At 63.0% G+C, this 24,292-nt stretch carries 22 protein-coding genes and 1 pseudogene; 12 read left to right on the forward strand and 11 right to left on the reverse strand.

The genetic code is table 11. The features are described 5' to 3' along the window. The first annotated feature begins 312 nt into the window (after positions 1-312). The gene (locus ACX80V_RS12165) at positions 313-1,431 is read left to right on the forward strand and encodes a type I restriction enzyme HsdR N-terminal domain-containing protein (protein ID WP_485843339.1); all 1,119 of its coding nucleotides are present in this window, start codon (positions 313-315) and stop codon (positions 1,429-1,431) included. 99 nt (positions 1,432-1,530) lie between these two features. On the opposite strand, the gene ACX80V_RS12170 is transcribed toward ACX80V_RS12165, so the two are convergent. After that, positions 1,531-2,292: a FadR/GntR family transcriptional regulator gene (locus tag ACX80V_RS12170; protein ID WP_485843340.1), complete on the reverse strand. Its 762-nt coding sequence runs from the start codon at positions 2,290-2,292 to the stop codon at positions 1,531-1,533. Between the two features lie 209 nt (positions 2,293-2,501). Between ACX80V_RS12170 and eat the strand changes: the two genes are divergently transcribed. From eat to ACX80V_RS12200, 6 genes are all read left to right on the forward strand, one after another. Beyond that, on the forward strand, positions 2,502-3,938 hold the full coding sequence (gene eat / locus ACX80V_RS12175; protein ID WP_485843341.1) for an ethanolamine permease: 1,437 nt from the start codon (positions 2,502-2,504) through the stop codon (positions 3,936-3,938). Positions 3,939-4,000: 62 nt separating this feature from the next. Next, entirely contained in the window at positions 4,001-5,383 is a 1,383-nt protein-coding gene (locus tag ACX80V_RS12180; protein WP_485843342.1) for a glutamine synthetase family protein, read from the forward strand. After that, a complete protein-coding gene (locus ACX80V_RS12185) occupies positions 5,364-6,125 on the forward strand; it encodes a gamma-glutamyl-gamma-aminobutyrate hydrolase family protein (RefSeq protein ID WP_485843343.1) in 762 nt (253 codons plus the stop codon). The genes ACX80V_RS12180 and ACX80V_RS12185 overlap by 20 nt, the downstream gene beginning before the upstream one ends. After that, entirely contained in the window at positions 6,106-7,473 is a 1,368-nt protein-coding gene (locus tag ACX80V_RS12190) for an aldehyde dehydrogenase family protein (RefSeq protein WP_485843344.1), read from the forward strand. Before ACX80V_RS12185 ends, ACX80V_RS12190 begins: the two co-directional genes overlap by 20 nt. A gap of 26 nt (positions 7,474-7,499) precedes the next feature. Beyond that, on the forward strand, positions 7,500-8,279 hold the full coding sequence (locus tag ACX80V_RS12195) for a 3-oxoacyl-ACP reductase (RefSeq protein ID WP_056340975.1): 780 nt from the start codon (positions 7,500-7,502) through the stop codon (positions 8,277-8,279). Between the two features lie 884 nt (positions 8,280-9,163). After that, complete coding sequence (locus ACX80V_RS12200) at positions 9,164-10,384, forward strand: CBM96 family carbohydrate-binding protein (protein WP_485843345.1); 1,221 nt, start codon at positions 9,164-9,166, stop codon at positions 10,382-10,384. A gap of 36 nt (positions 10,385-10,420) precedes the next feature. On the opposite strand, the pseudogene ACX80V_RS12205 reads toward ACX80V_RS12200, so the two are convergent. Continuing rightward, a pseudogene (locus ACX80V_RS12205) lies at positions 10,421-10,595 on the reverse strand (M18 family aminopeptidase); the annotation flags it as partial. Positions 10,596-10,637: 42 nt separating this feature from the next. Here ACX80V_RS12205 and ACX80V_RS12210 point away from each other — a divergent pair. Beyond that, complete coding sequence (locus ACX80V_RS12210; protein WP_485843390.1) at positions 10,638-10,913, forward strand: hypothetical protein; 276 nt, start codon at positions 10,638-10,640, stop codon at positions 10,911-10,913. A 72-nt stretch (positions 10,914-10,985) separates the two neighbouring features. On the opposite strand, the gene ACX80V_RS12215 is transcribed toward ACX80V_RS12210, so the two are convergent. The 6 genes from ACX80V_RS12215 to ACX80V_RS12240 form a co-directional block, all read right to left on the reverse strand. Continuing rightward, on the reverse strand, positions 10,986-11,249 hold the full coding sequence (locus tag ACX80V_RS12215) for a hypothetical protein (RefSeq protein ID WP_485843346.1): 264 nt from the start codon (positions 11,247-11,249) through the stop codon (positions 10,986-10,988). After that, positions 11,246-12,049, reverse strand: a complete 804-nt coding sequence (locus tag ACX80V_RS12220; protein WP_485843347.1) for a putative hydro-lyase — start codon at positions 12,047-12,049, stop codon at positions 11,246-11,248. Before ACX80V_RS12220 ends, ACX80V_RS12215 begins: the two co-directional genes overlap by 4 nt. Beyond that, the gene (locus ACX80V_RS12225) at positions 12,046-13,410 is read right to left on the reverse strand and encodes an MFS transporter (RefSeq protein WP_485843348.1); all 1,365 of its coding nucleotides are present in this window, start codon (positions 13,408-13,410) and stop codon (positions 12,046-12,048) included. Before ACX80V_RS12225 ends, ACX80V_RS12220 begins: the two co-directional genes overlap by 4 nt. A 288-nt stretch (positions 13,411-13,698) precedes the next feature. Continuing rightward, positions 13,699-14,742 carry a metallophosphoesterase family protein gene (locus tag ACX80V_RS12230; protein ID WP_485843349.1) on the reverse strand — a complete coding sequence of 348 codons (1,044 nt, stop codon included), beginning with the start codon at positions 14,740-14,742 and terminating at the stop codon, positions 13,699-13,701. Between the two features lie 34 nt (positions 14,743-14,776). After that, positions 14,777-15,634: a phosphatidylinositol-specific phospholipase C/glycerophosphodiester phosphodiesterase family protein gene (locus ACX80V_RS12235; protein WP_485843350.1), complete on the reverse strand. Its 858-nt coding sequence runs from the start codon at positions 15,632-15,634 to the stop codon at positions 14,777-14,779. Positions 15,635-15,806: 172 nt separating this feature from the next. Continuing rightward, a complete protein-coding gene (locus ACX80V_RS12240; RefSeq protein WP_485843351.1) occupies positions 15,807-16,979 on the reverse strand; it encodes a response regulator in 1,173 nt (390 codons plus the stop codon). 201 nt (positions 16,980-17,180) lie between these two features. Between ACX80V_RS12240 and ACX80V_RS12245 the strand changes: the two genes are divergently transcribed. From ACX80V_RS12245 to ACX80V_RS12255, 3 genes are all read left to right on the forward strand, one after another. Next, positions 17,181-17,504, forward strand: coding sequence for a hypothetical protein (locus ACX80V_RS12245; RefSeq protein WP_485843352.1), 324 nt, complete (start codon positions 17,181-17,183; stop codon positions 17,502-17,504). An 89-nt stretch (positions 17,505-17,593) separates the two neighbouring features. Further along, positions 17,594-18,958, forward strand: a complete 1,365-nt coding sequence (locus tag ACX80V_RS12250; RefSeq protein WP_485843353.1) for a type I glutamate--ammonia ligase — start codon at positions 17,594-17,596, stop codon at positions 18,956-18,958. After that, positions 18,958-20,100, forward strand: coding sequence for an amidohydrolase family protein (locus tag ACX80V_RS12255; RefSeq protein ID WP_485843354.1), 1,143 nt, complete (start codon positions 18,958-18,960; stop codon positions 20,098-20,100). Before ACX80V_RS12250 ends, ACX80V_RS12255 begins: the two co-directional genes overlap by 1 nt. A 124-nt stretch (positions 20,101-20,224) precedes the next feature. Here the strand turns inward: ACX80V_RS12255 and ACX80V_RS12260 are convergent, their stop codons facing one another. Beyond that, positions 20,225-20,665 carry a CBU_0592 family membrane protein gene (locus tag ACX80V_RS12260; protein WP_485843355.1) on the reverse strand — a complete coding sequence of 147 codons (441 nt, stop codon included), beginning with the start codon at positions 20,663-20,665 and terminating at the stop codon, positions 20,225-20,227. A gap of 124 nt (positions 20,666-20,789) precedes the next feature. On the opposite strand from ACX80V_RS12260, the gene ACX80V_RS12265 reads away from it, so the two are divergent. Continuing rightward, positions 20,790-21,713, forward strand: a complete 924-nt coding sequence (locus tag ACX80V_RS12265) for a LysR family transcriptional regulator (RefSeq protein WP_485843356.1) — start codon at positions 20,790-20,792, stop codon at positions 21,711-21,713. A gap of 81 nt (positions 21,714-21,794) precedes the next feature. On the opposite strand, the gene arfA is transcribed toward ACX80V_RS12265, so the two are convergent. Both arfA and ACX80V_RS12275 read right to left on the reverse strand, forming a co-directional pair. Beyond that, on the reverse strand, positions 21,795-23,333 hold the full coding sequence (gene arfA, locus ACX80V_RS12270) for an arabinosylfuranosidase ArfA (RefSeq protein WP_485843357.1): 1,539 nt from the start codon (positions 23,331-23,333) through the stop codon (positions 21,795-21,797). A 60-nt stretch (positions 23,334-23,393) separates the two neighbouring features. Then, complete coding sequence (locus ACX80V_RS12275; RefSeq protein ID WP_485843358.1) at positions 23,394-24,290, reverse strand: carbohydrate ABC transporter permease; 897 nt, start codon at positions 24,288-24,290, stop codon at positions 23,394-23,396. Between the last annotated feature and the right edge of the window lie 2 nt (positions 24,291-24,292).

Genomic DNA, 24,292 nt, shown 5'->3' on the forward strand with positions numbered 1-24,292 from the left:
GGTTCGAGAGCGATCCTAGCCGGAATCGAGGTGATGGCGAAGCCGCCTGACGCTGGCGGCAGGAGCAAAGACCCAGCGAAGGCATGGACTGGCGCTACGACCGGAATAACCGACGACCAGCCAGAGGCGTTCAAGAACACTTCGCGTGCGGCACTTTGAGTTCGAATTGGAGTCGTGGCGCGGGCGGGGCCGGACAAGGCGGCCGTGTATCGTCTCGTCTAATTGGGCGTATTTCAAACGCAGGACGGCTTTTACTGGACATTCACGTGAAATTAATGTTCAGTGCGAATCGAATTCAATATTGGGGGAAAAATGACTGACGTCAAGTATCAGGCGCGTCTGCAGGTGCTGTCCCAGTGGGCGACGGAGGCAGCCGGGCAGGGCCACCTTGTTCCGCGTATCGCCGATCTGGAGGCCATCTCCGCGGCCAGGACCGTCGAGGCCCCGGGAGTAAGCAGGGAGGCCGTCGAGCCATGGTTGCCGACAATCCAGTGGCTGTTGAAACAAGCGGCTTTTGGTGTTGTGGACCCACATGTCCAGCTCCCCGACGAATTGTCGCGTCCCGTGCGTGCGGCCCACGCTCTCCAAGTCGTTCCACCCGACGAAAATTCAGCCGACGCGCCGGCGCCGCCGGTGATGGAAGTAAGCCTCGTGGCGGTCCTTTCCCCGGACACGGAACACGGAAGCAGCCACGACGCCGAAGCCGTCACAGTCATCGCGGAGATCAAACCCGCTCCCCCCATTGCCAAGGGACCGAAGTGGGAGTCCGAGGCCCATGAGCAGGTTAAAGATGCCGTTCAGCGATTCACCAAACCACTCCACGATCTCCTTACCCGTGATGCCAATGAGGGCGACACCCGCCTTTTGATTACGGACATGCTCTGCGAGGGTTTGGGCTATGACAAATTCCGCGACCTGACCACCGAATACATGGTCAGGCAGGATTTCGCGGACTACGGCGTCAGAATTGACAAGCAGCTGATTGCCTTCATAGAGGTCAAACGGGTGAGCCAGAAACTCAATGAGCGCCACCTTCGCCAGGTCCAAATGTATGCGGTCAACGAGGGTGTGGAATGGATGATCCTCACCAACGGCCAGGTTTGGCAGGCCTATCACCTGACCGGTGGGCTCCCCGTGATTTTGAATCTCGCTTTCGAGGTTGACCTCCTCGGCCCTGAATCGCTGGAGGCAAAAGCGGACAAAATGTTCTTCCTCCACCGAGAGGCGCTCAAGCGCCGTCGGATCGATGAGCTGTGGAAGCACCGCGCGGCAACATCGCCGGATGCGCTGCTGGACGTCATCCTGTCCGACTCGGTGCTGGACATCATCCGCAAGGAAATCAAGCGGAATACCGGGATCACCACAACGGTCCAGACGCTGGCGACAGTGATCCGGACAGAGATCGTTGACCCTAAGCTTCGAAACAAGTAGAGCGGACGACGGCGGGACCTCCCGCCATCGTCCGCTCAAGGCCCAGGCGGACGTCCTCCGCGATACTTTTAGGAGTTTCAGCGGGGAAGCCGTGTCAACTCAACGCTGTGGTGCAGTCGATTGAGGGGAAACCTCAGGCTGGGAATGTCCGAGGAATCCATGTAGCAGCGACGCTGTTCCCTGCAGATGATCTTGCGCCGCCTTGAAGGCTGCCTCATCGTCGCCCCGGAGTATGGCGTCCACGATTTCCTGGTGCTGCCGGTTGGAATGTTCCAGGTTGGGTTGGATAAGAGGTATCCGGTCCAGCAGGTCACTTACCTTTGAGCGGACATCCGCCACCGCGAGCGCAAGGCTTGGCGACCCTGCCACTTCTGCGATCGCCACATGGAATCTTGCGTCCTTCGGCCGGTACAGATTCGCAGGCGCACTGGCCACCTCGGCCAAAGACCTCAGCAGGTGACCGCGCTGGGCAGGTGATAACGTCGCCCTGGCCGCCAAGGATGCGGCCGCCGGCTCGAGTACGCCGCGAAAGGTTAGGACGTCGTCTACCTCGGCCGGATCGAGTTCCGGGTAGGACCCCGAACCTGCAGGGGGCCGGCTGCACACGTACGTTCCTCCATAGCGGCCGCGCTGAACTTCAACGTATCCGGCCTTCTGCAGCTCGGCCAGGGCATCCCGCAGGGTGGCGCGCGATACGCCCAGCGTCTCGGCAAGTTCCCGCTCAGCTGGCAGCTTGGTCCCTACACCGAACAGACCGAGTTTGATGTTCTGGAGCAAGCGTTCGATGGTCTCCTCGAAGGCGTTGCCGTGCCGGACCGGGCGGAGAATCGGTGCGGGGTTTCCGAGCAGTTCCTCTTCCATACGCTTATCCTAATCGGTCCAAAAACAGGCCTATGGCAGGGGGCCCATTGAAGCGGGAAAAACCGCCGCGCCGGCCGGAAGCACGGTTGAACCGAGGAAAAGTTGGCCGACATCAAGGAACCCCTTGACCGTGCTCGTGATCTGCCACACACTGTAACGAGTTTATGGTCTTATTTCATACCAATAACCTTGGACGATGGGAACTAACAGTGGCATCCTCTGATTCAGCCCAGCCTACCGACGACAAGCGATATCTCCAGCACCGGCAACTGAAACGCGGGGCCGCGGGGTGGATCCTGCTTGCCGGACTCGGAGTTGCTTATGTCATCTCCGGCGACTTCGCAGGGTGGAACCTCGGCCTCGCCCAAGGCGGCTGGGGCGGTCTCCTCATCGCATTTGTTCTCATGGGCGTCATGTACACCTGCATGGCTTTCGGACTCGCCGAGCTATCCTCGGCGCTTCCTGCCACAGGCGCCGGATATGGCTTCGCCCGTCGCGCACTGGGCCCCTTGGGCGGATTCGCCACCGGGATGGCCGTGCTCATTGAATACGCCGTTGCGCCAGCTGCGATAGCCATCTTCATTGGCGGCTACGTTGAAGCGCTGGGACTCTTTGGCCTGACCAACTCTTGGCCGGTGTATCTGGTGACCTACGCTGTTTTTGTGGGCATCCATCTCCGCGGAGTGGGAGAGGCTCTCAAGATGATCTTCGGCATCACCGCAGTCGCCGTCGTCGCCCTGGCCGCCGTCGTCGTGGGCCTGATCCCACATTTCAACGCCCAGAACCTCTTTGACATAGTCCCTGACGGCTCGCCCACCTCGAGCGCTTTTCTCCCGATGGGAATCAGCGGCGCCGTCGGTGCACTCGTGTATGGCATCTGGTTCTTCCTTGCAGTCGAAGGGGTTCCCCTGGCCGCTGAGGAGACGGCCAATCCGAAGAAGGACATGCCGCGGGGCATCATGGTCGCTGTTGTGATCCTGGTTGTCTTCGGGGCCCTGATGCTCGTACTCGTTCCGGGGGCCGCAGGGTCAGCCGCAATGAGTGAATCCGATAACCCCCTCCCGGAGGCCCTGCGCCTGGCGTACGGTGGCAACACTTTCCTGGCAGACTTCGTCAACTATGCTGGCCTCGCCGGGCTCGTAGCCAGCTTCTTCTCCATCATTTATGCCTATTCCCGCCAGCTCTTCGCGCTGTCCCGGGCAGGGTATCTTCCCAAATGGCTGTCCCTGACAGGCAAACGGCGGACCCCTTATTGGGCACTGATCGTCCCTGGCTCAATCGGCTTCTTGCTGGCGGCAATAACCGGTGACGGCGCACTCCTGATCAACATTGCCGTCTTTGGTGCAACAGTCTCCTATGTCCTCCTGAACCTCTCGCACATTGTGCTGAGGAGGAAGGAACCGGACCTGCCCCGCGGTTACCGGACACCCGGAGGGGTCGCCACCACCTCAATCGCGCTGGTCCTTGCTGCCGTCGCGGTCGTCGCAACATTCGTGGTCGACGTATTCGCGGCATCCCTAACAGCTGCAATCTTCGGCGCAGCGCTCCTCTACTACTGGTTCTACAGCCGGCACCGCATCGTTGCAGGCGCTCCCGAAGAGGAATTCGCGCAGTTGGCTGCAGCCGAGGCCGAACTCAAGAGCTGACACGCGTCCCGTCACGGTCCATAAATTTCTCTCATAAATACGATCAAAGTTACGGAAATCAAATGACGAATCAAACAACCGGTACGTCCGCGCAAGGCCAACTCGGCGTCGATGAGCTGAGGGACCTGGTCGCGTCCGGTGACATCGACACCGTTGTCGTTGCCATCACCGATTCCATGGGACGCCTGCAGGGTAAACGCTGCGGGGCAAGGTCTTTCCTCGAAGACGTGCTGGGGCACGGGGCCGAAGGCTGCAACTACCTACTCAGCGTGGATGTGGAGATGAACACCATTGACGGGTACTCCATGTCCTCGTGGGCGAACGGCTATGGAGACATGGTGATGCGGCCCGACGTCGCCACCCTGCGCCGGGTGCCGTGGCTGGAAGGCACTGCCATGATCCAGTGCGATATCTTCTGGCTGGACGGCCGCCCCGTCTCCCAGTCCCCACGCCAGATCCTGCGCGCGCAGATCGAACGCCTGGAGGCCCTGGGATACCGCGCCCATATCGGCACAGAGCTCGAATTCATCATGTTTGATGACAGCTACGAAGAAGCATGGGACAAGAAGTACGAGGGACTCACGCCCTCAACCCGCTACAACGTGGACTACTCCCTCCTGGCCACAGCAAGACTGGAACCGGTCATCCGAAGCATTCGAACGGGCATGGAAAAGGCAGGCCTGGTCGTTGAATCTTCCAAGGGCGAGTGCAACCTGGGCCAGCAGGAAATCACGTTCCGATACGCAGAAGCGCTTACTGCGTGCGACAACCACGTCTTCTACAAAAACGGGGCCAAGGAAATCGCCGCCCAACAGGGCAAGAGCATTACGTTCATGGCGAAGTACAACGAACGTGAAGGCAGTTCCTGCCATATCCACTTCAGCTTGACCGACCTGGACGGGCATCCGGTCCTGGCCGGGGATGGCGAGCATGGCTTCAGCCCTGTCATGGAGCACTTCATCGCAGGCCAACTCGCCGGACTGAAGGAGCTGGCCTACTTCGTCGCCCCGAACATCAATTCCTACAAACGCTTCGTAGAAGGCAGCTTCGCTCCCACAGCCATCGCTTGGGGGCTGGACAACCGTAGTTGTGCACTGCGCATCGTCGGCCGCGGTCCCAGCCTTCGGGTGGAAAACCGCGTTGGAGGCGGGGACGTCAACCCTTATCTCGCAGCCGCCGCGCTTATCGCCGCCGCCATCCACGGTATCGAGAATGAGCTCCCCCTCGAACCGATCATGACAGGTAACGCCTACCAGTCCGACGCAGATCGCATACCCACCAACCTGCGGGACTCCCGTGCCCTGCTGACCAACAGCGAGATTGCACGCAAATCCTTCGGCGATGAAGTTGTGGACCACTACGTCTTCGCAGCAGATGTCGAGCTGAAGGCTTTTGACAGCGCAGTAACGGACTGGGAGCGCAAGCGTGTCTTTGAACGGCTCTGATAGCTACCGCCCACGGATCGGGCTGACAACCTACTTTCAGCAGGCTTCCTGGGGCGTTTGGACAGCGGATGCGGCAGTTCTGCCGGGAACCTACGTCCAGGCGGTCGTCGCTGCCGGCGGCACTCCTGTCCTGTTGCCGCCCGTCGGCACTGACCCATCGATCGTGGAGGTCCTGGACGGACTGATCATCTCCGGAGGCAGCGACGTGGGCCCGGAACAGTACGGGGCGCAGCCCCACCGGCTCACCCGCGCCCAACCGGCCAGGGACGTGCACGATATCGCCCTGACCAAGGCAGCTTTGGACGCCGAAGTCCCCCTTTTCGCCATCTGCCGGGGAGCCCAGATCCTCAATGTCGCCATGGGCGGGTCGCTGATTCAGCACATCCCCGATGTGAACCCGGAGGCGGACTACCAACCGGCGCCGGGTGTGTACGGCAACGTGGAGTTCACGACGGCGCCGGGCAGCATCAGCCGGCATCTGCTGGGAGCATCGGCCAGCGCACCCTGTTACCACCACCAGGCCATGGACCGCATCGCTGACGGCCTTTCCGTCACGGCGGCGGCGGCCGACGGCACGGTGGAAGCCCTCGAAACGGCAACGGGCGGTTGGGCACTAGGTGTCCAATTCCACCCGGAACAGAATCCCAACGACCTCCGGCTTTTCAATGGGTTCATTGAGGCTGCAACCAACTACCGCAAAAATCGAACGGAGAGCCCGGGCAATGTCCACCAGCACGTTTGACGTACTGAATCCGGCAACGGAAGAGGTAATCGAGACCATAACCCTTGCAACACTTGGGGACACTGACAGGGCAATCGAAAAAGCCGTCCAGGCATTCGAGACCTGGCGCCATGTTGCCCCTGCAGACCGGGCTCTCCTGCTGCGCAGGTTTGCTGCGGCAGTAGACGCCGACCTGGAAAATCTCGCCCAGCTGGAGGTACGCAACGCCGGGCACACCATCGGTAACGCCCGGTGGGAAGCAGGGAATGTCCGCGATGTCCTGACGTACTACTCCGCAGCCCCCGAAAGGCACCTTGGCCAGCAGATTCCAGTAGCTGGAGGGGTCAACATCACCTTCAACGAACCCCTCGGGGTCGTTGGGGTAATCGTCCCGTGGAACTTCCCCATGCCCATTGCCGCGTGGGGCTTCGCCCCCGCCCTTGCCGCTGGCAACACTGTCGTTCTGAAACCGGCGGAACTGACTCCCATGACTGCCATCCGGCTCGGACAGCTGGCAAGGGAGGCAGGCCTGCCCGAAGGAGTCCTGCAGATCATCCCCGGCAAGGGCTCAGTCGTCGGGGAACGCTTCGTCACCCATCCGGCAGTGCGGAAGGTTGTCTTCACCGGTTCAACCGGCGTCGGTAAGCGGATCATGGCCGGCTGCGCTGAGCAGGTCAAGCCCGTCACCCTGGAGCTGGGCGGCAAGAGCGCCAACATCATCTTCGCGGATTCGGACCTCGAAGCCGCTGCCGCAGCAGCACCCGGAGGCGCTTTTGACAACGCCGGACAGGACTGCTGCTCCCGCTCCAGAATCCTGGTCCAGGACAGCGTCTATGAAAAATTCCTCGAGCTCCTGGAACCCGTAGTGAAAGCCCTGCGAGTGGGCGACCCCAGCGACGAGGCTTCGTTCATGGGGCCGCTGATTTCCGCAGCCCAACACCGCACAGTCTCCGGCTTCGTCCCGGACGGCTCATCTGTGGCTTTCCAGGGATCCGCGCCGGACGGAAAAGGGTTTTGGTTCCCCCCCACCGTTCTTACGCCCTCCCGAGAGGACAGGGTAATGCATGAGGAGATCTTCGGCCCCGTCGTGGCAGTCGTTCCCTTCAAGGACGAAGCCGACGCACTCCGCCTGGCGAATGACTCGATCTACGGCCTGTCCGGATCCATCTGGACACGTGACATCGGTCAGGCGCTGAGGATGGCCCGGGGACTCGAGTCGGGAAACCTTTCAGTCAACTCCCACTCCTCGGTGCGCTACTCCACACCCTTTGGCGGATTCAAGCAGTCAGGACTCGGACGGGAACTCGGCCCGGACGCCCTGAACGCGTTCACCGAAACAAAAAACGTCTTCATCTCCACCAACCCATAACGTCCTCACCACAAAAGGAAGAAAAAATGATTGAAGTAATTTCCAACCGCCTCAAGGGACGCAGCGCTGTCATCACCGGCGGCGCCAGCGGGATCGGGCTCGCAACAGCTCGCCGCTTCGCCGCAGAAGGGGCTCATGTAGTCATCGCAGATCTGGACCCAACCGCTGGGCAGCGGGCCGCCGACGAGGTGGGCGGCCTCTATGTGAAGGTGGATGTCACCAGCGAAGAGGAAGTGAAGAACCTCTACGCCGTCACCAATGAAACGTACGGAAGCGTGGACATCAGCTTCAACAACGCCGGAATTTCGCCGGCAGACGATGCCTCAATCATCGATACAGGAATCGATGCGTGGCGCAGAGTCCAGGAAGTAAACCTGACCTCCGTTTTCTACTGCTGCAAATACGCCCTCCCTTACATGCAGGCACAAGGCAAGGGCTCAATCATCAATACTGCGTCGTTCGTTGCGGTCATGGGTGCTGCCACCTCGCAGATCTCCTACAGCGCATCCAAGGGCGGAGTGCTGGCCATGAGCCGGGAACTCGGCGTCGAATTCGCCCGACAGGGAATCCGGGTCAACGCACTCTGCCCGGGACCCGTCAACACGCCCCTGCTGAAGGAACTCTTCGCCAAGGATCCCGAAAAGGCAGCCCGCCGCCTCGTCCACGTTCCCTTGGGCAGGTTCGCTGAACCGGAAGAACTGGCAGCAGCAGTCGCCTTCCTCGCCAGCGACGATTCATCCTTCATCACCGCCTCGACCTTCCTGGTTGACGGCGGCATTTCAGGCGCTTACGTAACACCCGAGTGACGGCCAGGTCTTCCGCGTGGACCCTATCCCCAAGGCACGTGCGCAGCAGATCGGGGGCGTCGCAGATTACTTAGCGGACGACGGCGGGAGGCACCCGCCGTCGTCCGCTCGCGTTGGGTGCCACTCCCCTACAGCGCCGACCAGCCGCCGTCGGACGCGAGGATGGTGCCGTTGATGTTGGTGCCGTCGACGCTGAGCAGGAAGGTGTTAGTGCGTGAGTTTTGGGTGGTGGATGGCATCGAGGATGGCTTGCTGTTCGGTGGCGATGTCGGGGGCGAATCTCTGGGTGGCGCCGTTCACTAATTAGGCATAGGGGTTATCGTTCAGTTCACTAATTAGGCATAGGGGTTTTCGCACATTCCTTGGACATAGGTATAGGGGATCGGTTGCGCATTCTTTCGCTCCTGGTCTACGCTTTCGCATATCTGGCAGTTACATTTAGCCGTCGTTGTTTCTGGGTCGACGCTTGCTTAACCCAATCGGATACTTTAAATCCCCAGTAGAAACAGCGATGAATATGAAAGCTACGTCCGCTGACTTAGTAAAGCCCTCGTCTTCGCCACAAGCGACACTACAAGTCTGCTCGGTAATTCCAGCGGTGCTTGGGCCGCCGGCAATTACGGCTATCAGAGCATCAGTCATTCAGGCGTTGCCAATCCGCCGAGGTCGGACAAGTCACAGAGAAAGCTGTGGTGGAACGACGGGACCTGGTGGGCCAACATGTGGAAGTCCGGCAGCGGGTGGCACATCTACCGGCTGCGCCGCAGCCCGGAGACGTGGATGGACCGGCACGAACTTCCCGATTGTTCCTAATGGCGGCGATGTAACAATCGCATGGGACAGCGGGTCCAACAAGATTTTTAGGCTTGATAGGGGGCAGGCTGATGTTCTGGCGTAAATGCGTAGCGGTTGCATCATCCATTCTGGTTGGGTTCGCAATCATTACTCCGACAACGGCAAGCGCCGCAACGACGATCTCGCCGACCATAGACACATACGTACAGGCGGACAAGGCGACTACCAACTTTGGGGCTAGCGTCCGTTTGTCCACAGAGGGCCGTGCGAACATCTGGCGGAACACACTCCTACGGTTCAATGTTCCAGTTCCCGCTGGCGAACATGTTGTTTCGGCTAAACTGCGGGCATATTCGGAGGCATCCACAACTTCCACTGAGTTCGTGGATGTTTTCACTACGTCTGGCGGCTGGACCGAGAGGGGAGTTACTTGGAATAACGCACCAGTACGCGGGACGTGGCTGGGGAAGGCTGGCGGGTTCGCTACCGGCTCGTGGGTTGAATGGGATGTTACTAAGGGCGTTAGCGCAAAGGGTGGCGAGCAGAACTTCAAGCTGGAAAGCAACGCGCAGAAGTGGATCGGATTCAAGTCGAAGGAATCTTCTTCCGCCCTGCGTCCAAGGCTGGTCGTTACGACCGCGCCTGACACGTTAACACCTACCGAGGCGGCCGTAGTCCATGGTTGGGGCACGCGTGTAACTGGCGACGAGTTCAATTACACAGGTGCGCCGGATGCCACGAAGTGGATTGTTTACAACAGCGCCGGGCACGCGGGCAACGGTGTCCGGAGTCCACAGCAGGTTACCGTGGACGGTTCCAAAATGGTCATGACTGGAAGTCCGGACGGCACGACCGCTGGAATGGGCGCGAAGTTCGCAAACCAGAAGTACGGGCGGTGGGAAGTCCGTGCGGCCGGGTCCGGTGATAATGAGTACCATATGGTGTCCATCCTGTGGCCGGATAGTGAGAATTGGCCCTGTGACGGCGAAGTTGACTACGCGGAGACGACTGGTGACTGGAACCTCATCACGTTCTTCCACCACTATGGATGTTCGAACTCGCAGACGTCGGCGTCCAGGGCTCTGGACGTTACTCAGTTCCACAACTACGCGGTTGACTGGTCTCCGAATGGGATCGTCGGCTACGTCGATGGGGTGAAGTGGTTTGAGGACAACAACTCCGCGCACCAGCCTCCCGGTACGATGCACCAGACGCTACAACTGGACTGGTTCCCAGACAGCACTGCTAATGGCGCTGGCGAGATGCGAGTGGATTGGGTTCGCGTGTATGCAGCGGCTGGAACGGCCTAGACCTACACCTTGACCCGACTGCCGGGCGAGACCCGGTTACGCAGACCCCGTGGCCGCGGTCCGGAAGAACAACTCCGTGACCGTGGCCAGCCGGTGCGGATCTTCCCGCGCCACAGAGTTCCCGGGAGGAGTGCATGGACAGCAGCGGCACGCCTACGTCCACGGTCCGGATTCCAAGCCTCGGTGAGGTGAGCGGTCCGATGGTGGGTCCTTCCAGACGTTGCTGAGGGTGATGCGCTCCACCATGCGCCCGGTGACGATTGATCCCGATGCCGTGGCGGCCATCGCGCTGCGGCTGATCGCCGAACATCCCGAGCTGGCCAGCCGGAGTTACGAGTCCCTGGCGCCGCAGCGCGAGCGCGCACGGGCGTACCTTGTTTCGGCCGGCGTCGACGAGGATGTGGCGGGGTATCTGTGCGCCGCGTTCATGGGCGCTACGTTCGAGGCCTGGATGCGGTGGGCCGCGGGGACGGATCCGGATCCCGTCCCCTATCTGGTGGCGGCCGCCGAGGTGCTGCGCCTGCCGTAGCACCCCGATTAACGCAAGCGGACGACGACGGGAGGTCCCGCCGTCGTCCGCTTGCGTTTACGTTTGCGGCAATTACTGTCTGTGGTGTTCAGCAGTGGCCACGCGGGCCTCGCGCGAATCCGTCTTGTTTGCCGGGAGGCCTGCGTACGTCCAGACGCAGGGCCGGCCGGAATCGCTCGGAATGAGCTGGCCCTCGTAGAGCTGAATGCTCGCCCCCGCGGGGCTCCGCCAGACGCCGGTCAGCTCGCAGTGTGTGCCGGTGGCCTGCTGGCGTGGCACCGACAGGTTGATGACGCGGCGGGCCCGCTTCTCGGCCACGGGAAGTCTCCGCTTCACGATGGCTCTCCCGCCGGTTCCCGGTAGGTGCTTTCCGGAACATCAGTGATGAACATGTGCCCGGGAGCGTGGCTGATGGCGAAGGAGGGCCTGGATGCCATCACTGCGCTCTGCGGTGTCACGCCGCAGGCCCAGAAAACCGGCACCTCCCCCGGCCGGATCTCCACCGCATCCCCGAAGTCGGGACGGTTGATGTCGGCAATGCCCAGATCCTCCGGCGACCCGACGTGAACCGGGCTGCCGTGGACCTTCGGCACTTCCGACGTGACCCTGACCGCGGTTTCAACCAGCTCGGGCAGCATGGGACGCATGGAGACCACCATGGGGCCGTGGATCCGTCCCGCCGGGGTGCACTCCACAGTGGTGCGGTACATGGGCACGTTGCGGCCGGTTTCGGTGTGCCGCAGCGGGATCCCCGCAGTGGCTAGCGCCGCTTCAAAGGTGAAGCTGCAGCCGATGAGGACGGCCACCATGTCGTCGCGCCAGACAGACGCGACGTCGGTGACCTCCTCGGCCAGTTCGCCGTCCACCCACACGCGGTAGGCGGGGATATCGGTGCGGATATCGGAGCCGGGCGCCAGGGCGCTTTCATACTGTCCCGCCGGAATGATGTCGATGACGGGGCAGGCTTTGGGGTTCAGCCGGCAGAATTCGATGAATTCATCGGCGTAGTCGGCCGTCACCGCTATCAGGTTCGCCTGGGTGTAGCCGTCGCTCCAGCCGGAGGTGGGGGTGACCAGGCCGTTGCGGAACTTCAGGCGCGCGTCGGCGGGGGCCAGGAGGGCGTGTGGCTGGCTCACTTGGACTCAACAAGTTCAGCCGCTGCCTGCCCGTTCTGCAGGTATTCCTCATCCTCGGCAACGTTGGAGTCGCGACCCAGGGCCAGGCCCACCAAGGTCAGCAGGCAGGCGACGCTGAGGTAGATGGCCACCGGGACCCAGCTGTCATACGTGCTCAGCAGGAGGGTGAACATAAACGGGGCGATGGCGCCGCCGATGATGCCGGCGAACGTGTAGGCCAGTGAGCTGCCGGTGGAGCGGAGCCGCGGCGAGAACTGCTCGACGACGAACGCTGCCTGCGGTCCGTACATAAACGAGTGGCAGAGCAGGCCCAGCACGATGCCCACGACCAGCATGACCGGGGACCGGCCTTCGAGGACGATGAAGAACAGGTAGGCCCAGACGGCGGCGCCAACTGCGGCGATCCCGTAGACCAGGCGGCGGTTGATGCGGTCGGAGATGGCGCCGGCGAGCGGCATGGTGAAGATCTGGAGGGCTGACCCGATCAGGACGGCGACGAGAACCTGGCCGCGGTCGAAGCCGAGCTCCTGGATGCCGTAGGTGAGCGTGAAGACGGTGCACATGGCGTACAGAACGTCCGGGCCGATGCGGCTGAGCATGGCGGCGATGAGGGGCCGGCGCTGGGTGGCAAGCACCTCGCGGATGGGAGCCTTGGGCTTGTCGCCCCGGGCTTCCATGGCCTTGAAGATGGGGGTGTCTTCGAGCTTGAGCCGGATCCAGAGGCCGAAGGCCACCAGCAGTGCGGAGATCAGGAACGCGATGCGCCAGCCGAAGCTCAGGAAGTCTTCTTCGGACAGGGTCAGGGTGAGGACGGCGAGTGCACCGTTGGCCATGAGGTTACCGGCGGGCGGGCCGATCTGTGCGGCAGAGGCCCAGAATCCGCGCTTGTTCGGGTCGCCGAATTCGCTGGAGAGCAGCACCGCGCCGCCCCATTCGCCGCCGACGCCAACGCCCTGGGCGAAGCGGAGGAACACGAGGATGGCGGGGGCGATGACGCCGATGTTGTCATACGTGGGCAGCAGGCCGATGAGGAAGGTGGCCACACCGATCAGCATCAGCGTGATGACCAGGATCTTCTTGCGGCCGATCTCGTCCCCGAGCCGGCCGAAGATGATGCCGCCAACAGGACGGGAAATGTAACCGACGGCGTAGGTGGAGAAGGCCAGCAGGGTACCCGTGACCGGGTCCGAGGCCGGGAAGAAGATAAGCGGGAAAACGATCGCAGCCGCGGCGGAGTAGACGGCGAAGTCGTAGAACTCCAGCGCAGTTCCGGTCAGGCTGGCCGCGAATGCCTTGTACATGTCCTTGCGCCCCACCGGGGGCTTTGCGTCAACGGGGGCCATTGCTTGGGGAGTGGCCATGTTAATCCTCCATGAAGAGAGTCGATGTCATCCGAGTGCGGGATGGATGGTGCTGGTGCCCGCTTCTGTCCTCGCCTGCGGCGTTGCAGGGTGGGACATTTGGGCGGCTGGGCGGCTTGCCGTCAGGATGGCTGCGGAAGTCGGAATTGCGGCGATCGTTGGATTGTTGAACAATCCTCTTGTTGAACAAGCTACGCGACGCAGATCACACCGTCAAGGGGTTCATGGGTTTAAACGCAAGCGGACGACGGCGGGAGGCTCCCGCCGTCGTCCGCTTCCGTTTGGTGCCTACTGGCTGAAGGGGACCTTCTCCCAGCTCAGGACATCATCGCCGTCGCTGCCGTTGCCGGCAACGGTGAACCTGACGTAGTTGGTGGCGTTGGCCGATCCGTCCACGGTGATGCGCTGCAGGTCATCCGCGGCGGGCTGGCCGTAGACCTCCAGCCATGGTGAGCCTTCCGCCAGCGGCTGGTTCTCGGCAAAGACGTGGCTGTCGCCGTTGATGAGATAGACCGGGCGGTCAAAGCGGTTGGTCTCTTCAATGATGGCCGCAACGATCTCCCGGAACCCGGAGACCGTTTCCGGGTTGGCAGTGGCCGCGGCGAGAAGCGACGGATCAAACATGTCGGCCTGCGTCATCAGCACCACGGCGCGGTCGTTGCGGCGCTCGGCGTCAGTGAACGTGTCACGTATCTGGCCCAGGACGGCATCCGTCCGGTGCTCAACTTCGGCAAGCTGCTCGGGCGTGGGTGTGGTCTCGCCCAGGCCGCTCCATGGAAGCAGCGAGTTGTTGCTGCCCTGGACGTTCACCACGGAGAAGGCCACGCGGTTCTGGGTGAAGCGGACATTCTCCGGAAGCCCAAGCTCCTCCTGCGTCTTGACCGGCATGGTTGCGCCCAAGGTCTTGCCGGGCTCGTCGAAGAAGACCTCCCGCAGCTTGTCCAGCCGTTCCAGCGGGTTGTAGGCGCCGTTGTTGGTGCGGTGGCAGTCCACCCACTCGTTGTCGCCCGGGGTGAAGACCAGCGGGTGCTCGAAAGTGTCGAACTGGGAGCGGATGTTGGCGAAGTACTCGTCGGAGCACACCGAGGAGCCGTTCTTGATGTCGCCCACATGGGTGACGAACTTCAGTGCGCTGTCGGCGTTGATGTCCTGGATGCGGGACGGGAATTTGGCGATTTCGGCGGCGCCGTAGGGGATGTCGCCGATGACGCCAAAGGTGAACGCCTGGCTGTCAGGGGTGTTATTGGCTGCAATGGCGGGCTGGGACGCAAGGAGGCCGAGCGCCAGGACGGCCGCCGCCGCCGTCGTCGTTTTCACGGTCTTTGAAGGCATGGTGGTGTTCCTGTGTCTGCTGAGTGGGGCGGCTTTAGAGCGTGCGGGCGGCGAGGAACTGTTCCAGCGCCTCAAGGTCGTCGGTGTTGATGTGGTCCACGCCGGCGTCGAAGAGTTCGTTCCAGACAGCTTCGCGTGCGGCGCCGGGCTGGTCAGGGGTGGCCCAGAAGCGGACCCGGTAGCCCTTGGCGTGGGCGTCAGTCACGTATGCGTGGAGCTTGGTGCGTTCGGCCTCGGGCATGGGGCCCACGCCCTGCCAGGTGAAGAGCTTGGTCCAGTTGTTGCTGACCAGCGGCATCAGCTCGGCAGGCATGCCGGAGGTGAGGTCGGCGGAGCGTCCGTCATAGAAGCCGAACCGCTTGTCCTGCGCCTGCATGGTGGCCAAGGGACGGTTTCCGCTGATGACGGCGGTAACGGGCCCGGTTTTGGTGGTGCCGTTGCTGTAGCGGCTCATGATGTCCCGGTGCTCGGCCAGTTCCTGCTCGATGGCGGCGTAGGTGGCCTCCCCTTCACTCTTGATGTCGATCAGGAGCTGCAGGCTGCCGTCCCAGTGGGGATAAACGCTGTGGCCCTGGTTCCGCACCAGCTCGTCCAGCGGATCGAGGTAGAGGCTCTCAAGCGTTACTCCCGGCTTGGCGTCCTCGAGGTCGTGTGCCACCAGAAGTTCGCCGTCAACCAGCCACACGTCTGCTTCAACGCTGGTGAATCCATGCTCCAGCGCATCGAACAGGGGACGGTGGTGCTCATAGTCGTTGTGGGCATGGGCCTGGGCGAGCGGCTGGCCGACGACGACGGGCGCGGGCTTTGGTGCCTCTGTTCGGGCCGGGGCGGCGGCTGTCCCGGCCAGAGAGGCTAGGACGGCGAGGGCGGCAATGGTGCTTTTCACAAACACGGAGTACTCCTACGCATACAGGGGATTCTCCGCCCGGCCGGTTGGGGGTGCCGGGCAAAAGGGGGCGTAAAAAGACTGCTGGTCGCGGGAAAACGGTGGAGGACCTCCCGGTTGCTGGAGGGTGAACTGGGCGGGACCAATGCCCGTGCCGTGCCAGCACGGCCAGCGTGCGTTACGGCGCCCCCAGGTAAACGCTGACGGTGGTCCCTCCGCTGGGGCTGGGAGAGATCTCCAGCCGTCCCCCGTGGGCGGCAGCGATCCTGGCACACGTGGCCAGGCCCAGCCCCGTGCCGGAAGGGTCGCCTTCCCGGTGCAGGCGGACCAGCGGTTCAACCACCCGGCGCCGGTCCCCGGCGCCGATTCCCTTGCCGTTGTCCTCCACCCGCACCACGACGCCGGCTCCGGCTTCCTGCCCGCTGACGCTGATGACCGGGGGAACGTCCGGACGGCGGTAGGCCACCGCGTTCTGGATCAGGTTCTGCAGCGCTACCCGCATCTGGGTTTCGTCAGCGTCGAAATCAAAGTCCTCACACTGCACCACCGCTCCGGCTTCCCGCAGTCCCAGGCTGAGGTCATCGGCGACTTCCTTCACCAGGGCAGCCAGCGACAGCCGGGACCTGGACAGCGAACCGCCGATGGACGCGAACGCAAGCAGCTCCTCCACCATGGACAGCATCCTCCGCGCACTGCTGCCCACGATTTCCAGGTACTCTGTGGCCTCCCCTGTCTGGCCCGATTCCGCGTCCGTGGCACCCAGCTCGATGTAACCCAGGATGGTGGTCAGCGGATTGCGGAGGTCATGGCTGACCCGGCCGGTGAATTCAGCAAGCCGTTCATTGCTGCCCTTGGCTTCATCCAGGGCGTCGGCCAGGGCGCCGTGGAGTGCCGTGACCCGCCGGGCAGCCAGCAGGCGGGTGTGCAGGATGAAGGGGTCCAACGGCTTGGTCACGTAGTCGTCCGCCCCGGCCCGCATGCCTTCCAGCACGTCCTCTTGGGCGCCGTGCGAGGTCAGCAATACAACGTACGTATACGAGCTTGTCTCGGCGGCCCGGATCGCCCGGCACAGGTCAAACCCGTCGAGCCCGGGCATCATCAGGTCGCTGACCACCACCTGGGGACGCCGCTCCAGGTAAAGCTGCCACGCCGTGTCGCCGTCCGCGGCCACAATGCATTTATGCCCGGATTTCTCGACGGCGGCTTTCGCCACGAGCAGGGACCCTTCGTCGTCGACAACCAGCACCGTCATGGCGGCCCCGGAGTTGCCCAGCAGTCCGGAAATCTTCGCGGCGTCCACGTCCGGGCGGCCCAGACCGCCCGGCGCACTCCACTTCGAATCAACAGTCATGAGGCCCCCAGGCCATTTATCGTCACGAAGCCAGCCCACAATCGGTCCGCTGGACCTAATCGTCCCACGGACCACGCTGGCGGTGATCGAACCACCAGCCGCCGTCGGACGCGAGGATGGCACTCCAATTCCAGGGCGACCGCACGGATCAGCAGGCATAAGCTGATAACAGCACTTCTCTTCCAGCGCCGGGAGGTCATCATGGACACTGAAACCGCCGAAGTGATCGGTCATGATGTCACCACCATCACCTGCGTGTGCGGGAACACCGTCAGCCAGGACGGGTTGATTCAGGCCAACTCAGAAGGCGTCCCGGTCTTCATCGGAGAGAGCAGCCCGGTCCCGGCGGAACTGGCGGAATGGCCGGCGGATGGGGAGCTCTACACGCTGTGTCCGTCATGCGGCCGCGTGTACCGTGACTCGGTCATCGAGGAGACGGGGACCGCGCCCGTTGCTTTCCGGGTCGACGTCAGCGCCAGCCCAATGGCCGAGGCCATCCGGGTCCACTGGAACCTCAGCACCTGATCAGGCGGCGTCCTCAGGGGCCAGAAACTGGCAGAGCGGCAGACCTTCCGAACCTTTCATTGGACGGGGAGGGGCCGCATGATAGGCGCATGACTGAAATCGCATCAGCCGACGAATCCGCTGTTGCCAAGGCCCAGCGCGAGCTCGAAGCGGCCGGCGTCCGCACCGTGATCGGCACGGTGGTGAATGCTTCGGGCATCACGCTGGCCAAGAGCGTTCCGTTAGCCCGGCTCAAAGCCTTCCACCAATCCGGCATGGGCGCTGCCCCCGTCTGGCATGTCTTCACCATCGACGGCGGGATAGCGTTCACGGACAGCATCACCCCCGTTGGCGATATGCGCCTCAAGATCGATATCGGGGGACTCCGTGTCCTGCAGGGCGGCCGCGCATGGGCACCGGGCAGCCTTTTCGAACAAGACGGGGCCGCGTCTCCAGCCTGTGCCCGCGGTCTCCTGGCCGATGTCGACGGCAGCCTCGACGAGGCCGGATACCAGGCACTCGTGGGCCACGAACTTGAATTCTTCCTCGTCGCCCCGGACGGTTCAGCGCTGGAAACCGCACCCTGGGTTCCGTACGGGGCAACCGGCCTCCTGGACCGATCGGAATTCCTCGATGATCTGCTGTCTGTGCTGAACAATGCCGGCATTCCGATGGAGCAGATCCACGCCGAGTACGGCAGGAACCAGTTCGAGTTTTCGCTTCCCCCTGCTTCGCCGGTTCAGGCAGCGGACACCGTGGTGGTTGCCAAGCTCATCGTTGGCATCGTCGCCCGGGCCCACAGCATGCAGGCCTCGTTCTCCCCGCTGCCCTTTCCCGGCACTGTCGGAAACGGCGCCCACCAGCACTTTTCGCTCCACAAGAACGGCCTGCCACTGTTCTCCGGCGGCAGCGGACCGCACGGCATCTGCCCCGAGGGAGGCGCGGCCATTGGCGGAATCATCGCAGGACTCCCCGATATCCAGGGCTTCCTCACGGGATCAGTCTTGTCCGGAAGCCGGTTGACACCCGGCACGTGGTCGGGTGCCTACTTATGCTGGGGCCTGGAAAACCGGGAGGCCTCAGTGCGTTTTCTGAACGAGGGCAACAGCAATCCGCATGGAGCCAACGTCGAGGTGAAAATCGTCGACCCGTCGGCAAACGTGTATCTGGCCTCCGCAGCCATCCTTGCACTCGCCCTTGACGGCATCCGCGGCGGTCGCAGGCTTCCGGCAGAGATCCCGGGTGACCCCGGACGGCTTTCGGACGGCGAGCGGGACCGGGCCAACGTCCGGCTGCTCTCAGGCTCCCCCACCGCCATCATCGACACGCTGGACAAGTCACGCCTGGCACGCGGGCTTCTCGGGGACGCCATCGTCGATGCCACGGTGGCCGTCCGGCGCTACGAACAGCGAATCTCGGCGGACCTCTCGCCGGGCGAGCTTGCTGAACGCTTTCGACTTGCCTGGTCGATCTAATGGCGGGCGGTTCTTTCCCGGACTTCGTCGAACAAGTCAGCCTGATTGATCACCACGTGCATGGCGCGTTTCACGCTGACGGTGATGAGACACGCTTTCAGAACTCGCTCAACGAGGGAAACACCGAACCACTGGCCAAGCCCGAGGACACCTACAACACCCAAATCGGGCTCGCCATCCGGCGCTGGTGCAGCGGCATTCTTGATTTGCCACGGCACGCCTCACCGGCGGACTACTGGAGCCGGCGCTCCGAACTTTCAGAACTCGAGGTGTGCCGCCGCATGACCCGCGCTGCTGGCGTGAGCGACTGGCTGATCGATACAGGCTTGGATGCCGCTGACTACCTCGGCAAGGCGGGCATGGCCGACGTCTCCGGTGGGCGGACCCACGAGATCGTTCGGCTGGAACGGGTCGCCGAGTCGCTGATCCAGGAGATTGCCAATCCGGCAGATTACGTCGAAGAGTTCGGTCAGCGGCTTCACGAGCTCGCCCGCAGCGCGGTGGCCGTCAAAACAGTTCTGGCCTACCGCGCAGGATTCGACCAGAATCTCAGCCGACCTGCACCGGCTGCGGTTGTTGAAGCAGCCCGCCGCTGGCAGGAGAACCCGCGCGCCGGCACCCACTCCAGGCTCACCGATCTCACGATCATTGCCCACGGGATCTATACGGCGGTGTCCATGAGGCTTCCGCTGCAATTCCATGTTGGATTCGGTGACCGCGACCTGGACCTCCACAGGACCAATCCCCTGTACCTCCTGGATTTTCTGCGGTCCTCCGAAGTCCGGGACACACCCATCATGCTGCTCCACTGCTATCCATTCGAGCGCGAAGCCGGCTATTTGGCCCACGCCTTTGAAAACGTCTACCTCGATGTGGGCCTTGCCGTGAACTTCACCGGGTCACGGAGCCGGGGTCTGGTGGCCCGCTCATTCGAACTGGCTCCCTTCACGAAAATCCTGTACTCCTCCGACGCGTTAGGCCCGGCCGAACTCCACTACCTCGGCGCGAGACTGTGGCGGACCGCAATCACCAAGGTGGTGGGCGGATGGATCGACGACGACGACTGTTCCGAGGCGGACGCCCGCAAGATCGTGCAACTCGTCGCACACGACAACGCCCGACGTGTGTACGCGCTCCCCTGAGCGCCGGCACGAGATCCGAGCAAGCAGAACGGACATCAGGCTGAACCTGGCGCAGCGGACGACGGCGGGACCTCCCGCCGTCGTCCGCTTGAGTCAGTGCCGCACAGCTAGTGAGTCTCTGCCGTCAGCACTTCACCGCGGCGCTACTGTGGATCGCTGAATCCGCTGCCCGCCCGTCGCGCAGGCTGGCCTGGCACTCAGCCGCGCGTGCGCCGACGTCGCCATGAACGGCAAAAGTAATTGCCTCGACAACAGCGATTTGGCCGGTTGTGTCAGGGACACCGGGAAATTGCACCTGCGGCGCCTCAACTGCGGCCACCGGCGACTCTTGCGTGGACCGCATGCGAAGAATCGCGATGGCGGAAATGAGGCACCAGGCAACGTTCGTGACCACTGAGGGCCACGCTTCGTGGACCGCACCATTGATGATGAAGGCACATGCACCGATGAGGTTGGCCACCTGGAAGCGCTTGCCGGCCTTCAACCAACCCATGGAGACAGACAGGTATGCCGACAGGATCAGAACTGCCCCTGACCAACCTGCAATTTCCCACAGCAGTTCCATGATGTCCTTTCAGAGGCGTTGCCCGTCGTCTCCCGCAGGCCCGTCGTTTTAACAGCAATTATGAGTAAGACCCACCTTTAGAGCAATTGCATTCCGCTGAAGACATGGTTTAGAACTACTTAACATGGACATCGATCCGCGCAGGCTGCGCGTGCTTCTTGCTGTTGCCCGCACGGGCGGGGTGCTGGCTGCGGCTGACGAACTGGGAATTAGCCCCTCGGCCGTCTCACAGCAGCTCACCAAGTTGGAGGACGAAACCGGGCATGCCTTGGTGGTGCGCACGCCCAAAGGCTCAGTTTTGACACCCGCCGGCCTGGCAGTGGCGGAAGCCGGCGAGGAGATTGAACGTGCTCTCAGCGTCGCTCGCGCCCGGATCGAAGGCGGGGCCAAGATCGCAGGGATCGTGCGCGTGGGCGGATTCACTAGCTTCGTTCGGACGGTGGTGATCCCGCGCCTGCCCGAGTGGCGCACGCAGTACCCGCAGTTGCAGATCCGGATCGTCGAGGATGACTTTCCGGACCTGATGCGGCTGCTCCGCCAGCGCCAGCTCGACGCCGTCGTGGTCGAGCTCGATTCGACTACGGCCGAGCAGCGTTCGCTCTCCGCCGGAATGACCGAGGAGCCCTTGCTGGACGAGCCGTGGAAGCTGGTGGTCCCCTCGGGTGCCCTGCTCACCACCGAGAACATCGACCTGGCCCGGCTGCCCCTTCCGTGGCTCGGCGTCGACCCAACAGCCGCCAACGCTGCGGTGCTCGGCCGGCTCCGTCAGTCAACGGGCGCCCAGATGGAGAGTGCGCACCAGTACCAGGAAACACTGACCGCACTCGCACTCGTCGCCGCCGGCGAAGGAATTGCGATCGTGCCCACCCTTGCATTAAGCGGCATCGCCCACGACGGAGTGGACGTCCTGGACGTCCCCGGACTCGGAACCCGTCGCATCGTTCTGCGACGGTTCGACCGGCGGCGGTCACCCAGCACGCCGGTGGACACCGTCGCACGCCTGCTGCGGGAATCGGCTGCGGCGTTCGACACACGGTCGGCATCCTGAACCACCGCATGCCGGAAACTGACAGAGCGGACGACGGCGGGAGGTCCCGCCGTCGTCCGCTCATGACTGGTGCGGCAAGAGTCAGTTCTTGACGACGTCCAGCTCAATCACGGCCCAGGACAGCGCCGGCAGCGTTAGCCGGAGCTCGGAGCCGCTCGCCTTCGCGCCTTCCAGCGGCTTGAGCCCCACCTGGTCCTGTCGGCTTTGGGTGTTGGCCGTGAAACGGTCCCCGCCTTCCGGAATTTCCAGGACCTCCGCACGGACCACCCGGCGGGCGTCGAACCCGCGCAGGGCGACCTCGACGTCGGCAGCCTCCTCCAGGCCGCGGTTCGCGAAGAACAGCGCCACGCGACCCGTTTCCTCGTTCCACGTTGCGCTGACGTCCACCAGGTCGGTGCCGCCGAAACGGGCATTCTCGTACTTGTCCGAGTCAACAGACAGGCGCAGGATCTGGCCCTTGGCCAGCTCCGCCATGCGGGCGAACGGGTGGAAGATGGTCTGCTTCCACGCCGGACCGTTCTCCTCCGAAAGGATCGGCGCGATGACGTTGACCAGCTGCGCCTGGTTGGCGATCTTGACGCGGTCGCCGTGGCGCAGCAGCGAGTTCAGCAGGGTTCCCACCACCACGGCGTCCGTCACGTTGTACTTGTCCTCGATGACCCGGGGGTGCTCGCGCCAGCCCGCCTTGGCCACGTTGTGCGGCTGGTCCTCGGTGTCCAGGCCGCGCTGGTACCAGACGTTCCATTCGTCGAAGGACAGGTTGATGTGCTTCTTGTGTTTGCCCTTGGCACGCACGGCGTCGGCGGTGGCGATCACGGACTCGATGAAATAGTCAGTGTCCACGGCGCTGGCGAGGAAGCTGCCGACGTCGCCCTCGTGCTCCTGGTAGTAGGCGTGGAGGGAGACGTAGTCCACCTCGTCGTAGGTGTGCGTCAGGACAGTCTGCTCCCAGTCGCCGAACGTCGGCATGTTGGAGCTGGAGCTTCCGCAGGCCACCAGTTCGATGTCCGGGTCCACGAAACGCATGGCCTTGGCGGCTTCCTGGGCGAGGCGGCCGTATTCCTCGGCGGTTTTGTGGCCGATCTGCCACGGCCCGTCCATCTCGTTGCCCAGGCACCAGAGCTTGATGTCGAACGGATCCTTGTGGCCGTTCTTGGCGCGCAGGTCGGACCAGTAGGTGCCGCCGGGATGGTTGGCGTATTCCACGATCTCGCGGGCCGCGTCCACTCCCCTGGTGCCCAGGTTGATGGCTTCCATGATTTCCGTGCCGGCCTGGCGGGACCAGTCCACGAATTCGTGCAGGCCGAACGCGTTGGTTTCCACCGTGTGCCAGGCGCCGTCCAGCCGGCGGGGACGGTTCTCCCGCGGGCCGATGCCGTCTTCCCAGTTGTAGCCGGAGACGAAGTTGCCGCCGGGGTACCGGATGACGGTGGCACCGAGCTCCTTGACGAGCTTGAGCACGTCCTGGCGGAAGCCGTTCTCATCAGCCTCCGGGTGGCCCGGCTCGTAGATGCCGGTGTAGACGCAGCGGCCCATGTGCTCCACAAAGGAGCCGAACAGGCGGCGGGGGACTTCGCCGATGGTGAAGTCGCGGTCGAGGGTGATCCGTGCGCGGGACATGTGCGGTATCTCCTTGGTTGTGGTTCAGGTCTTTTGGTGAGTGGTCGGTAAGGTGCCGGATCAGGTTCCGGCGAGTCCCGTCGTCGCGACGCCCTTGATGATCTGGCGCTGGAAGAACAGGAAGACGAGGATCAGGGGCAGTGCCGCGAGGAGCGCGGAGGCCATGTTCTGCGCGTACTGGATGCCGTACGCACTCTTGATGGTCTGCAGCCCCACCGGAAGGGTGAGGAGCGCGCCGTCGTTCGTGGCAATGAACGGCCACAGGAAGTTGTTCCAGGCGCCGATGAACACAAAGATCGCGACGGCGGCCAGGATGGGCCGGGACAACGGCAGGATGATCTGGGTGAAGATCCGCAGGCGGCTGGCACCGTCCATCACCGCGGCTTCTTCAAGTTCGCGGGGAATCTGGTCGAAGAACTTCTTGAGCACAAACACCATGGCCGGGTGGATGACCTGCGGCAGGATGATGGCCCACGAGGTATCGATCAGGTGCAGCGCCAGCATTTGGTAGAAGAGCGGGATGATGAGGACCGGCGGCGGGATGATGATCGAGGCGATGATCACCGTCATCAGCACCTTCTTGCCCTTGAAGTCGATCCGGGACAGGGCGTAGGCCACCAGCGCCGAGATCACCAGCGTGATCGCCGTGATGGCCGCCGAGGTGTAGAACGAGTTCCAGGTCCAGAGCGGGATGTTGCCGTCCTGGAACACCTTGACGAACGCTTCAGCGGTAAAGCCCGACGGCGGCATCCAGCTGACCTTCGGAGCTGCGGCATCCGTCTCCGTCTTGAAAGCGGTGGCCGTGGCCCAGGCAAACGGAATCAGCCACAGCACTGCGATGAACGCCGCAACAACGAGCGCGGCGATCTTGCCTGCGGTCATCTTCTTGCGCGGGCGGCGGAGCCCTTCGCTGGTGCTTGTGCGTGGGGTGGGACGGGTGAGGGTAGGGGTTGCCATGG

The sequence above is a fragment of the Pseudarthrobacter arbutini genome (assembly GCF_054510915.1).